The sequence below is a fragment of the Coprococcus eutactus genome (assembly GCF_025149915.1).
Taxonomy (GTDB): domain Bacteria; phylum Bacillota; class Clostridia; order Lachnospirales; family Lachnospiraceae; genus Coprococcus; species Coprococcus eutactus.
The window spans coordinates 2,934,263-2,946,909 of the sequence record NZ_CP102278.1; the positions used below are offsets into that span (position 1 = coordinate 2,934,263).

12 protein-coding genes and 1 riboswitch are annotated in these 12,647 nt (G+C 42.5%); of the genes, 6 read left to right on the forward strand and 6 right to left on the reverse strand.

What is annotated here, in order from left to right:
• Positions 1–16: 16 nt before the first annotated feature.
• The 3 genes from NQ536_RS13020 to NQ536_RS13030 all read right to left on the reverse strand — a co-directional run bounded on the left by NQ536_RS13020 (position 17) and on the right by NQ536_RS13030 (position 1,801).
• On the reverse strand, positions 17–406 hold the full coding sequence (locus NQ536_RS13020; protein WP_004852483.1) for a DUF2752 domain-containing protein: 390 nt from the start codon (positions 404–406) through the stop codon (positions 17–19).
• A gap of 21 nt (positions 407–427) precedes the next feature.
• Entirely contained in the window at positions 428–1,225 is a 798-nt protein-coding gene (locus NQ536_RS13025) for a DUF4234 domain-containing protein (RefSeq protein WP_004852485.1), read from the reverse strand.
• A gap of 234 nt (positions 1,226–1,459) precedes the next feature.
• Entirely contained in the window at positions 1,460–1,801 is a 342-nt protein-coding gene (locus tag NQ536_RS13030) for a DUF4234 domain-containing protein (protein ID WP_004852487.1), read from the reverse strand.
• Between the two features lie 340 nt (positions 1,802–2,141).
• On the opposite strand from NQ536_RS13030, the gene NQ536_RS13035 reads away from it, so the two are divergent.
• The 6 genes from NQ536_RS13035 (at position 2,142) to NQ536_RS13060 (ending at position 9,699) form a co-directional block, all read left to right on the forward strand.
• Positions 2,142–3,074, forward strand: coding sequence for an ornithine carbamoyltransferase (locus NQ536_RS13035; protein ID WP_004852490.1), 933 nt, complete (start codon positions 2,142–2,144; stop codon positions 3,072–3,074).
• A gap of 37 nt (positions 3,075–3,111) precedes the next feature.
• Positions 3,112–4,041, forward strand: coding sequence for an aspartate carbamoyltransferase (gene pyrB, locus NQ536_RS13040; protein ID WP_004852491.1), 930 nt, complete (start codon positions 3,112–3,114; stop codon positions 4,039–4,041).
• An 11-nt stretch (positions 4,042–4,052) separates the two neighbouring features.
• On the forward strand, positions 4,053–4,466 hold the full coding sequence (locus NQ536_RS13045; protein ID WP_004852493.1) for an aspartate carbamoyltransferase regulatory subunit: 414 nt from the start codon (positions 4,053–4,055) through the stop codon (positions 4,464–4,466).
• 121 nt (positions 4,467–4,587) lie between these two features.
• Complete coding sequence (locus NQ536_RS13050; RefSeq protein ID WP_004852496.1) at positions 4,588–5,889, forward strand: UDP-N-acetylglucosamine 1-carboxyvinyltransferase; 1,302 nt, start codon at positions 4,588–4,590, stop codon at positions 5,887–5,889.
• Positions 5,890–6,112: 223 nt separating this feature from the next.
• Positions 6,113–8,245, forward strand: a complete 2,133-nt coding sequence (locus NQ536_RS13055) for a cadherin-like beta sandwich domain-containing protein (RefSeq protein ID WP_004852497.1) — start codon at positions 6,113–6,115, stop codon at positions 8,243–8,245.
• A 29-nt stretch (positions 8,246–8,274) separates the two neighbouring features.
• Positions 8,275–9,699: a cohesin domain-containing protein gene (locus NQ536_RS13060; protein ID WP_004852498.1), complete on the forward strand. Its 1,425-nt coding sequence runs from the start codon at positions 8,275–8,277 to the stop codon at positions 9,697–9,699.
• 103 nt (positions 9,700–9,802) lie between these two features.
• Here the strand turns inward: NQ536_RS13060 and metK are convergent, their stop codons facing one another.
• The 3 genes from metK to NQ536_RS13075 form a co-directional block, all read right to left on the reverse strand.
• The gene (metK, locus tag NQ536_RS13065) at positions 9,803–10,990 is read right to left on the reverse strand and encodes a methionine adenosyltransferase (RefSeq protein ID WP_004852500.1); all 1,188 of its coding nucleotides are present in this window, start codon (positions 10,988–10,990) and stop codon (positions 9,803–9,805) included.
• 120 nt (positions 10,991–11,110) lie between these two features.
• Positions 11,111–11,221, reverse strand: a riboswitch (SAM riboswitch).
• A gap of 64 nt (positions 11,222–11,285) precedes the next feature.
• Positions 11,286–12,050, reverse strand: a complete 765-nt coding sequence (locus NQ536_RS13070; protein ID WP_004852502.1) for a TraX family protein — start codon at positions 12,048–12,050, stop codon at positions 11,286–11,288.
• 91 nt (positions 12,051–12,141) lie between these two features.
• On the reverse strand, positions 12,142–12,558 hold the full coding sequence (locus tag NQ536_RS13075; protein WP_004852504.1) for an HIT family protein: 417 nt from the start codon (positions 12,556–12,558) through the stop codon (positions 12,142–12,144).
• Positions 12,559–12,647 lie beyond the last annotated feature (89 nt).

Below are 12,647 nucleotides of genomic sequence, written 5' to 3' on the forward strand. Positions count from 1 at the left end.
CTTGTCACCGTCTCTCTCAAAAGCGCATCACATTCCTGAGAACGGCAAACATCACCGCCCCGGCAATACATATAAATATAAGTATATTGTCAAATCGCGATAATTTTCTGTTTCCATATCTTACGAATACATAATCGTTTTTTACAATTATGTATGCCAACACCGGAAGAACTATAAACGTGAATTGATTATAGGCAAATGCCTTTGCAAAATCCAGCCTTACGGCCGCAAGGATAGCCCTTGTTATCCCGCACCCTGGGCATAAAAATCCGGTTATCTTTCTGAATATACACGGAACCGCAAGTCCCGTTATTCTTATGAAAATATAATAGAGGATGCCTATCCCCAAAAGGACGGCATCCCTTTTTATTATCGCATTTCTTCTCGATATCTGTATCTGATCCATGCTTTGTTATATTATTTCCTGTTACTGCTGATCGCTGCCTGTTCCATCATTGTCATTCTGTGTATTCTGTCCACTCTGCTGACCAAATGTACTCTGATCTATGCCAGGCTGCTGGCTATATGTATTCTGATTATACTGCTGCTGACCATACGCGTTCTGATTGTACGCATTCTGATCATACTGCTGCTGACCATACGCATTCTGGTTATACTGCTGCTGGCCGTATGCATTCTGATTATACTGCTGCTGACCATACGCATTCTGGTTGTATGCGTTCTGATCATATCCCTGCTGACCATACGCATTCTGGTTATACTGCTGCTGGCCGTATGCATTCTGATCATATCCCTGCTGCTGACCATACGCGTTCTGGTTGTATGCATTCTGATCATATCCCTGCTGACCGTATCCATTCTGATTGTATGAGTTCTGATTATAACCCTGCTGACCATATCCTGTATTCATCTGAGGTATAGCCTCTGCATATTTGTTTGCAGTGTCCTGCATAAGCGCATATGCAATAATTCCAAGTCCAAACACCTGAAGAAGAACGTATAATATGCCTGAGTTGCTTGATGGTACACCGTTCTTATTTTTTATGATATCAACTTTCTCACCCATCTTATATGCCCAGAACCATCCATAGATGTTACATGTAACGATAGTGAGCAAAAGCGACATTCCTCCACTTGTTGCATCTGTCTCTCCTGACTCCTGATTGATATCGTCTGTCAGCACAACAAACCAATACAATCCATATATTCCGCATGTCACAATTGAAAGCAGAATACATATTCCAATATTCCTCTGTTTGATCATAATTGATAATCCTCCTTAAATTTAAATCCTTAATTACATATGTATAACCTGTGTATGACTTGTGTATGACTGCAATTATACTCTTCCTATATAACCACTACATAACTGCAATAAAAATAATAGAATAGTCCCGCAGACACAAGTCAGTCTACGGGACTATTTTCTCATACATTTTGTCTGTATGCAACTGCATCTATACATTTTTCAATGTATATTTGTATGCAATTTGATTCATTACGCATTCTTATTGATGGTATCCTGCATAATAGCATATGATACAATTCCAAGTCCACATAACTGGAGCAGAAGGAAAAGTATGCTTGAATTTCCTGCTGACTGCCCATTCTTTGTCTTTATTGCGTCAATCTTCTCGCCCATCTTGTATGCCCAGAACCATCCATAGATATTACATGTAACGATAGTAAGCAACAATGCTACCCCACCGCTTGTTGCATCTGTCTGTCCAGATTCCTGATTAGCATCGTTTGTAAGGCAAACGAACCAATACAGTGCATAAATTCCAAATGTAATGATTGAAAATACTATGCACAAAGCAATATTCCTCTGTTTGATCATAAAATGTCCTCCCTTGATTTAATTATAAATTTTTTATAAAAATTTTATAAAATATATAAAACCATATATATACATCTTTGTCAATAAAAATCAAATAATTAAGTTGTTTTTTACTTTATTTTCTATATTTTTTTATGATCAGGCATAAATCCGCAAATATTTGCATTCTTGATTTATGTGATTTCGTAAACTGTTTTACATTTGAATTCATGTGCTATATAATGAAATTTCAGGCAGGCATATCTCAACACCTATATCCTAATATATTGTCAGGATTCTCAGATTATGTTTGTCCGTATTGCAAGTAATTTATAATTATAAAGAAAAGAGGACATTTGTTATGAAAAACATGCTTAACTTCAAGAATTTCACAGCTGATGAGCTGATGGACATTCTTAATCTGGCACTTGATATGAAGAAGACCCCTGAGAAGTACGCTCACGCTCTTGAGGGCAAGAAGCTCTACACTCTTTTTGAGAAAACTTCCACAAGAACGTTTCTTTCATTTACAACAGGTATCACTGAGCTCGGCGGTACATATTACAACCAGCTCTGGAAGGATTCCAACTTTACACTTGGTGAGCCTGTATCAGAGATTAAGTATGTATGCAGAAATGTAGATATCATCATGGCACGTCTTGTAAAGAACGAGACCGTTGAGCTGTTCGGAGACAACGTTACTGTTCCATTTATCAACGGATGTGACAGTTCTTATCATCCATGCCAGATCCTGGCAGATGCCCTCACTATTATAGAGAAATTCGGAAGCCTTGATGTAAAGCTTATGTACATCGGTGCAAAGAACAATGTATTTAACTCACTTGTTGAGTTCTTCGCAAAGATGAAGAAGGGAACCATCTACGGACTCACCCCACTTGTAAACAACACTGTATGCGGCGACGATTTCTTTGAGGCAGCAAAGGCTACAGGCCACTATGTTGAACTCGATCCTACCATGAGCATGGAGGAGGCAAAGAAGTACGCAAAGGATATGGATATCCTCTACACAGATACATGGGTAGACATGGAGTTCTTCAACAACCCTGCATACAAACAGCAGAAAGAGGAAACTCTTGCAAAGATGATGCCTTACCAGCTCAACGAAGAATTTACCGAGGGCAGCAAAGCTATAGTATTCCACGACATGCCTATGCATCAGGGATTTGAGATTTCACAGGGCGTTATCGACAAGAACCTTAACCACATTCTGGATGAGGCTGAGAACAGACGTCACGCTGAGAAGGCTGTTATGTACACCCTTCTTAATTCTTAAAATATTTATTCTGATAAGCTAAGGAGGATCATGTCAAATGAGACATTTAATAGACCCAATGGACCTGTCAGTTGAGGAGGTTGACCACCTTCTCGTGCTGGCACAGGACATCATCGACAATAAAGAGAAATACAGCGAAGTCTGTAAGGGCAAAAAGCTTGCAACTCTGTTCTTTGAACCAAGCACACGCACAAGACTTAGCTTCGAGGCTGCCATGATGGAACTTGGCGGAAACGTTCTCGGATTTTCATCTGCGAGCTCCTCATCTTCAACAAAAGGTGAGAGTGTGGGCGATACCGTCAAGATCGTCAGCTGTTATGCCGATATTATAGCTATGAGACATTATAAAGAGGGTGCCCCGATGCTGGCTTCCATGAAATCAGATGTTCCTATTATTAATGCTGGTGACGGCGGTCACAATCACCCTACGCAGACATTGGCCGATCTTCTCACTATAAAGAGAGAGAAGGGCAGACTAAACAATATGACCATCGGTTTCTGCGGGGATCTTATGTTTGGTCGTACGGTTCATTCACTTATAAAGGCCATGTCACGATACGAAGGCATAAAATTTATTCTCATATCACCGGATGAATTAAAATTACCTGATTATATAAGAACAGAAGTCATCGAAAAGAATAATATACCATATGAGGAGATTTCCTCTCTTGAGGATGCTATCGGATCTCTGGACGTTCTCTATATGACAAGAGTCCAGAAAGAACGTTTCTTCAACGAGGCGGACTACATAAGACTGAAAGATACCTATATTCTTGACAAGTCAAAGCTGGCTCTCGCTAGGCCTGACCTGTCGATTCTTCACCCGCTTCCTCGTGTAAATGAGATATCTGTTGAGGTGGATGACGATCCGAGAGCATGTTATTTCCGACAAGCACTCAACGGCAAATATGTCCGAATGGCACTCATCATGGACCTTCTCGGACTCGACAAGGATTTTAAGGCATAGGAGGAATAATCATGAATATTGACAGTATTCAGAATGGTATTGTACTTGACCATATAACAGCAGGCAAAGCCCTGCAGATATACAACGATCTTCATCTTGATAAGCTGGATTGCTCCGTTGCTATAATCAAGAATGTTAAAAGCGAGAAGATGGGAAGAAAGGACATTCTTAAGATAGATCAGGATATCGACATAAACCTTGATGTTCTGGGGTATATCGACCCGGATATATCCGTCAACATCATAAAAGATGGCAAGCTCGTTGAAAAGCGCAAGATAGAGCTTCCTGAACGTCTGGTCGGCATCAAGAAATGTACCAACCCGAGATGCATCACCACAACGGAGCAGGGGATCACCCACATTTTCAAGCTTACCGACAGGGAAAAACGTATTTACAGATGTATCTATTGCGAAGCAGACAGGTGAATGGATAATATTGGAAGCATACAGATAAGCGCATGCAGTGCATAAAGTTGTTTACTTTTAATATTTATGTGCTATAATCTATAAAGTTGTGATAATCCGAGAATTATCTAAGAGGTGAAATATGGAACAGTATGTTATCAAGGGAGGTCGTCCTCTTGAGGGTGAAGTGACCATAGCCGGCGCCAAGAACGCGGCTCTTGGAATCCTTGCCGCTGCAGTGATGACCGACCAGGAAGTTACAATAGAAAACGTACCGAATGTCAGAGATACCAGAGTGCTGCTTCAGGCTATCCAGGGAATAGGTGCAACCGTCAATTATGTTGACGAGCACACCGTAAGGATCTCCGGAGGCACGATCAATCCTAACTCTGATCTGTGTGTCGATGACGAATTTATAAGAAAGATCAGGGCATCCTACTACCTGCTTGGCGCATTACTCGGCAAATACAAGCACTCACAGGTTGCTCTTCCAGGCGGATGTGACATAGGTGCCAGACCTATAGATCTGCACATAAAAGGTTTCGAAGCACTTGGAGCAAAAGTAGATATCTCCAATGGCATGATATCTGTAAACGCTGACGAATTGGTTGGAAGCCACATATACATGGATGTTATTTCTGTTGGTGCGACCATCAATGTCATGATGGCAGCCGTAATGGCTGAAGGTAAGACCACCATCGAGAATGCGGCTAAGGAACCTCACATAGTAGATGTTGCCAACCTTCTCAACAGCATGGGCGCCAACATCAAGGGAGCAGGAACAGACGTCATCCGTATCCGCGGTGTAAAATCATTACACGGAACCACATACTCTATCATTCCGGATCAGATAGAGGCTGGAACATTTATGGTGGCTGCTGCTGCCACAAGAGGAAATGTACTTATAAAGAATGTTATTCCTAAGCATCTTGAGGCAATAACATCCAAGCTGACCGATATCGGCGCACACGTAACTGAATATGATGACTCAGTTCGTGTAATGTGCGACAAAAGGCTCAAAGCAACCAATATAAAGACACTTCCATATCCTGGTTTCCCTACGGATATGCAGCCACAGATGGCTGTAACACTTGCTTTGTCCAACGGAACAAGCATAGTCACAGAGAGTATTTTTGAAAACAGATTTAAGTATGTAGCTGAGCTGTCCAGAATGGGTGCACACATAAGAGTCGAGGGCAACACCGCCATACTTGATGGTGTTGAGACTTTTTCCGGTGCAAATGTTGCAGCACCTGATCTGAGAGCCGGAGCAGCGCTCGTGATAGCTGCACTTGTTGCAGACGACTTCTCTGTAGTTTCAGATATAAAGTATATACAGCGCGGTTATGAAAAGTTTGATGAAAAACTCCGCGGTCTCGGAGCTCTCATAGAGAAGGTTGAGACTGACAAGGATATCCAGAAATTTAAGCTGCGCGTTGGGTAGTCTGAACTCTCAGAATCTACCAGCAGAAACAGACGATTTTTAAGGTTTTTACAGATCAGCATGAAAGCTGATTTTGTAGAAACCTTTTTTATTGCATTTTTATTACTTTTTTATAACTTTTTTTATAAAAATGATGTCTATTTACAATAATTATGGTAAACTTATACTGATTTTTTATTTTTTACGATATTGACTTATCATTCTACGTTTGGGAGGAATTACAATGAATACCAGCAATTGTGCCAACAATAAAAAGACAAGAAACATCGTATCTCTGGTGATGCTGCTATGGGCGGTATTGTGTATCATTATCACAGGCTTCTACGTCGGTGGCAATAAGGCAGAGGCAGCATCCACGGGAACTCTGATAGAGGATTATGTTTACTTCCGTGATGCGCCATCCGGCAACACCATAAAGTACAACGGCAAGGACATCCTTCTCAGAAAAGGTCAGAAGATGACCATTGTCAGTACTTCAAACAAAACATGGTACAAAGTAAGCCTCACATATAGAAAAAAGAGTTACACGGGCTATATATATTCAAAGTTTATAAAAGTTACCACCACAGCTTCATATAAGACCGGTCACCTTGCAAAAAATGAGAACTATGTATACTTCCGTAAAACACCATCAGGAACCCCCATCACCTACAATAATGCTCCTATAATGCTCATGGGCGGTCAGAAGATGACTATACTCAGCACTGCAAACAAGACATGGTACAAAGTAAAGCTTACTTATAAGAGCAAGAGCTACACAGGATATGTATACTCAAGCTTCATAGTCATCGACAAGGCTAAAACTAAACCTACAAAGGCAACGACCAAAGCAACAACCCAGGCTACTACTCAGGCTCCAAAGAGCACAAGCGGCTATATAAATGAAAACTATGTTTATTTCCGCAAGACTGCAGGCGGAACACCGATAACATACAACGGAAAATCCATCATGCTCATGTTTGGGCAGAACCTTACTGTCACCGATAAGTCTGACAAGACTTGGTACAAGGTAAAGCTCACATACAAGAGCAAGAGTTACACAGGATATGTATACTCCTCTTACATAACAGCCGGAACCTACAAGACTCCTGGCAACGGTAAGTCAGACGCTGCATTTGAAAAGCAGCTGACAAGTCAGAAGTTCCCTGAGAGCTACAAAGCACTCCTTAGAAAACTTCACAAGGAGCATCCTAACTGGGTATTCAAGGCTGTTCACACCAACCTTGAGTGGAGTGATGTGGTGAAGAACGAGGTTAACGTCAAAGGAAGGGTCACTAACCTTGTAAACGGCACCTCCCTGTATCCTAACTATGGATGGCGTTCCCAGACTGTAGGCTATAACTACAAGACAGACACGTACTCTTCATATGACGGATCAACATGGTTCGCCGCATCGGATGATCTGATAAAATATTACCTTGATCCTAGAACATATCTGTCATCATCAAGTTCTGTATTTGCATTTGAGAAATTATCATACGATTCTTCTCAGACAAGATCAGGAGTTGAGGCTATATTATCTGGAACATTTATGCACAACTCAAGGCCTAGCGGCTCATCATCAACATATTCGTCAATGATAATAACAGCTGCAAAGAAGTCTGGTGTCAGTCCATACCACATTGCATCAAGAATCAAGCAGGAGGTCGGCGGCTCCATGACATCTGGGACAAACGGCAAGAATGCAAGCTACCCTGGAATATACAACTTCTACAATATCGGAGCTTTCCAAAGCGCTGCAGGAAACGCCATAACAAACGGGCTCAAGTGGGCTGCATCGGGAACAACCTACAACAGACCATGGACATCGCCTTCCAAGTCCATAATCGGCGGAGCGATATACATCGGAGAGGCATACATCAACGTGGGACAGAACACTCTGTACACACAGAAGTTCAACGTAACATACAAGGATTGTCTCTACTGGCATCAGTACATGGGCAACGTACAGGCACCGAGAACCGAGGCTGCCAAGGTATACGAGGCATATAAAGCATCTGGTGCACTGAACAAGTCCATAACATTTGCGATACCTGTATATAAAAATATGCCGGCCGCCACAGCTAAAATGCCGGCTGCCGATCCTGGTAATCAAAACAATTACCTGAAGTCGCTTAAGGTCGGCAGCGCCAAGCTTTCACCGACATTTGCAATAAACAAAACTACAACATACACAGTCAACGTAGCAGCTTCTGTGGGCAGCATAAAGATAGCTGCCTCACCTGTGAATAGGTACGCTACAGTCAGTGGAACAGGTACAAAGAAGCTTAAAAAGGGGAAAAATACATTCAAGATAGTCTGCAAGTCCCAAAGCAAAAAAGCGCGTACTTACACAATAATAATAAACAGAGGATGAGGAGGAAACGGTAAAACCGTATAATTATAATGAAGACAACAACTAAACGCATTAAGTTATTTATGACAACTCTTTTAGCATTCATATCGATCACAGTCCTGTTGAGTTATACAGCATTTGCCGCATCTGTCACATTCAATGTGAATGTACCATCATTAAGTGTCGGCGTTGGTGATACCGTTGAGATCACTGTTGGAATTGATTCTAATGAAATGAATATATCTAGCTACAGCTACGAGGTTCATTATGACTCATCCCTGCTGGAGTCCATAAGCGGAGGAACAAAGCTGGAAGATGGGATCATAAGCTACAGCAGCAATGGGGAAAGCGGAAGTTCTATGACCGCAACATTCAAGTTCAAAACTCTGGCAAGCGGCACAGCCAGCATAGAAACAACTGCCACAGAAATAATTTCAGCCGACGGCGAGAGTATCGAAATGACTCCGGCATACAACTCGATAAACATAAGCGACTCTGCCGCTCCTGCAAGTGAGGTAGCCTCTGACTCTCCATTATCCGATACCGAAACATATGACAGCACCACAGTCAGCGAGGAGAATGAGGTCGGAACACTCACCGAATCTGAGAATATTCCAGACAACACTCTCGTCAGCGTGCATTCAAGCGGAAACACATACTACATCGTCAGCAAGCCTGACGCAGTTGAAGTTCCTTCAGCATATCTTCCAGTTAAGATCAAACTCAATGACACAGACGTCAAAGCCTACATGAAGGGCACAGACGGAAACACAGTACTGCTGTACGCAGCCAACACCGATGGACATCAGGGATGGTATTACTTTAACACTCAGGAGGGAACATTCCTTGATGCGGCAGACATTCTCGGTAGTACCGGAACCGACTCCCTCTCAAACTTCATGAGCAAGAACAAATTTGTGATAATGCTCATAGCCATAATCGTTCTCGTTATCCTTGTGGTGGTTATCGTCATTCTTGCAGTTTCACTCAAGGGCATGATCACTGATTATGAATCTCAGATCGACAGACTTAAGAAAGGCCTGGATAAGAAGGATGAGGATAAGAAAGCAGCAAAAACACAGGCAGCCGAAAAGACTGCAGACACACCAGAGCACATAAGGCTCTCGTCACACAATGCTGCAAATCCTATTATAGGCGATAAGGCTCTCTTCCCTGACGACAATACCCATGAGAGCTACGCAGATTCAGATTATGACAATCAGGTATCACCTGATGAGGATGATTACATCCACACTGATGACTACGATGATTCAGCTTTTGATGATATGGACGACGGTGCGGACAGTGTGGACAACTCGGACAATTCGGATAATTCGGACAATTCGGATAATTCGGATAATTCAAATGAAGCAGTTGACACATCTGATACAGACGAAGAGAAGCAGCGCCAGATACAGGCATCCCTCGATGAGATAGATGCAGCTCTGGAATCCGCAAAGAAATATAAGAGCTAAGACCTATAAGACAAAACGTGTGATATATAGAACAAAATGTGTTGATAAAAACCGGCTTCAGCCCTGATAATAAAGGGCTGAAGCCGGTTTAATCTTTTCTATCTTAGAGGTATGCCTTCAGTGCATCGACTCTGTCAAGCTTCTCCCACGGAAGATCTAAGTCTGTTCTTCCAAAGTGACCGTAAGCTGCTGTCTGCTTGTAAATAGGTCTTCTGAGGTCGAGCATTCTGATGATTCCGGCTGGTCTCAGGTCAAAGTTCTCTCTGATGATCTCAACAAGCTTCTCATCTGAAAGCTTTCCTGTGCCAAATGTGTCTACCATGATCGATGTAGGTCTTGCAACACCTATGGCATATGAAAGCTGTATCTCACACTTGTCTGCCAGACCTGCTGCAACTATGTTCTTGGCAACGTAACGAGCCGCATAAGCCGCTGAACGGTCAACCTTGGTACAATCCTTGCCTGAGAATGCTCCGCCGCCGTGACGGGCATATCCGCCGTATGTGTCAACGATGATCTTACGTCCTGTGAGACCACTGTCACCATTTGGTCCGCCGATAACAAATCTTCCTGTTGGGTTGATGAAGAACTTTGTGTTCTCATCAATGAGCTCCTGTGGAAGGACCTCGTCAAATATATGCTTCTTCACGTCAGCGTGGATCTGCTCCTGGCTGACTTCCTCTCCGTGCTGTGTTGACAGAACAACTGCGTCAAGTCTTACAGGCTTGTCATTCTCATCATACTCAACTGTAACCTGTGTCTTTCCATCCGGTCTAAGGTATGGGAGTGTTCCGTTTTTTCTCACCTCTGTAAGCTTTCTTGCAAGCTTGTGGGCAAGAGCGATTGGGTATGGCATGTACTCAAGTGTCTCATTTGTGGCAAATCCAAACATCATACCCTGATCTCCAGCGCCTATAGCCTCGATATCATCCTCGCTCATGAGATGCTCTTTTGCCTCGAGAGCCTTGTCAACACCCATAGCGATATCTGATGACTGCTCATCTATAGCGGTGATGACGCCACATGTATCGCAGTCAAATCCGTACTTTGCTCTGTCATATCCGATCTCTCTGATCGTCTCACGGACTATCTTCTGAATGTCCACATATGCGTTGGTTGTGATCTCTCCCATGACAAGTACAAGACCTGTTGTTATGGATGTCTCACAGGCAACACGGCTCATTGGATCCTGCTCCATCAGTGCGTCAAGTACTGCATCTGATATCTGGTCACAGATTTTGTCAGGATGTCCTTCTGTTACTGATTCCGATGTAAATAATCTTCTTTCCATACTGTTCCTTTACTACTTCCTTTCTTTTTGTACATAAGAAAAACCGCTTCGTATGAGCGGTTTGATCGTGTCTGTCAAGCCTCTCATTGTTCGATCACAGGTCACTCAGCAAGTCATATATAAATATGCTTTGCCGGCGTCCGCGTCGCTCAGGTCGGCACCTTCCGATATCTTACATCGGGGTTGCCATGGCTTCACAGTCCCTTATGACTCCACCATTCTGAATAAGAGCGTTTTTCTAATATTTATAAAATGCAATCATTACTCTATATCATCTAAAGCCAATAGTCAACAGTTATTTTTTCCATATAATCCATATAAACCATATGATGAGCAAATGCGCCGGATAAAACATGTAAAACACGTATTTCAAATTCCATCTTCCGCGCTCTCCGTTGTACATATTTATAGGGATGAGCGCCAGCAGTGCATACAGCTGTCTCATGCCAAGGCAGAGTATATATGTAAGAGCACTTATTATGACCACCTCAATATTCTGTCTGAGACTGAAATACGACAATTTTACAGCAGAATCTGCACCTGTAGGCAACTCAGCCCGACTATCTTTATCGCACCAATAAAATACGACTATGACTCCCACTCCCGCCATTCCATAGTCAAACCTCAGAAATTCCGCCAGAAGTGCTGTGGCCAGCGCAATCTCGCCCCGCCACCTTCCAAGCGGTCCTCGGCTCTCCATACAATATATGACAAACAGTCCAGCTGTCAGTGTAAAGAATATGTTTTGTGCTCCAAGATACCACAGCCTGTCATGTATCGCCAGATCAAACGGGATCTCTGATATCAACGCAAATACGGCAAGTCTTAAAATATATTTCCTGATATTCGATGTATGTGCAGCCCCCTGAACTATTAGGAATGCAAATATTGGAAATGCAAGACGCCCAACGGCTCGCATATACCATTTATTGTACATAAGTACAAGTCCAACATGGTCTATAAGCATACATATACATGCTATGACTTTCAATGCATTTGATGACAGTATTCTTATCCCTGTATTTTGTTTTTCCTGACCGGTTGTTATATTTCTCTCCATGAATTCCCCTGCCTAAAGAAAAACAGCACATGACTTATGTTCATCATGTGCTGCTCTTCTCACAAAACTTATATATTCTATCTGAAATTGCCTAAATTCTCTTTCTGAGCGCTTTAGACAATGTAGACAGCTCCTCTGTGTCTGCCTTACCAGGTATCCATGTCATTGTTACGTTGTCCTTGATGTATCTAGGAACAAGGTGCATATGGAAATGGAATACTGTCTGACCTGCTGCCTCTCCGTTGTTCTGTAATATATTCAAACCATCAGGATTCAGCTCCGCCTTCTGAGCCTTTGCTACCTCTGTAGCTATGGTAAATATCTTGGCTGCGGTCTCAGCATCTATGCTATATATATTGTCAAAGTGTTCTTTCGGGATTATAAGCGCATGGCCTTTGTTTGCAGGATTCACATCCAGGATAACTCTACACACACTGTCCTCATATACAGTCGCTGATGGAATCTCGCCGTTGGCTATCTTACAAAAAATACAATCATCCTTGTTCATATAAGCTTTACCTCCTCATTGCCTTTATACATTGTAAACCATATGACAAGAATTTACAAGTGTGAAAGCGCCAGCCCCATTCCATAGTA

Bases quoted from the DNA above. Each gene is read 5' to 3' on its own strand.
- NQ536_RS13020 (WP_004852483.1), bottom strand. From the start codon at position 406: ATGGATCAGATACAGATATCGAGAAGAAATGCGATAATAAAAAGGGAT.
- NQ536_RS13025 (WP_004852485.1), bottom strand. From the start codon at position 1,225: ATGATCAAACAGAGGAATATTGGAATATGTATTCTGCTTTCAATTGTG.
- NQ536_RS13030 (WP_004852487.1), bottom strand. From the start codon at position 1,801: ATGATCAAACAGAGGAATATTGCTTTGTGCATAGTATTTTCAATCATT.
- NQ536_RS13035 (WP_004852490.1), top strand. From the start codon at position 2,142: ATGAAAAACATGCTTAACTTCAAGAATTTCACAGCTGATGAGCTGATG.
- pyrB (WP_004852491.1), top strand. From the start codon at position 3,112: ATGAGACATTTAATAGACCCAATGGACCTGTCAGTTGAGGAGGTTGAC.
- NQ536_RS13045 (WP_004852493.1), top strand. From the start codon at position 4,053: ATGAATATTGACAGTATTCAGAATGGTATTGTACTTGACCATATAACA.
- NQ536_RS13050 (WP_004852496.1), top strand. From the start codon at position 4,588: ATGGAACAGTATGTTATCAAGGGAGGTCGTCCTCTTGAGGGTGAAGTG.
- NQ536_RS13055 (WP_004852497.1), top strand. From the start codon at position 6,113: ATGAATACCAGCAATTGTGCCAACAATAAAAAGACAAGAAACATCGTA.
- NQ536_RS13060 (WP_004852498.1), top strand. From the start codon at position 8,275: ATGAAGACAACAACTAAACGCATTAAGTTATTTATGACAACTCTTTTA.
- metK (WP_004852500.1), bottom strand. From the start codon at position 10,990: ATGGAAAGAAGATTATTTACATCGGAATCAGTAACAGAAGGACATCCT.
- NQ536_RS13070 (WP_004852502.1), bottom strand. From the start codon at position 12,050: ATGGAGAGAAATATAACAACCGGTCAGGAAAAACAAAATACAGGGATA.
- NQ536_RS13075 (WP_004852504.1), bottom strand. From the start codon at position 12,558: ATGAACAAGGATGATTGTATTTTTTGTAAGATAGCCAACGGCGAGATT.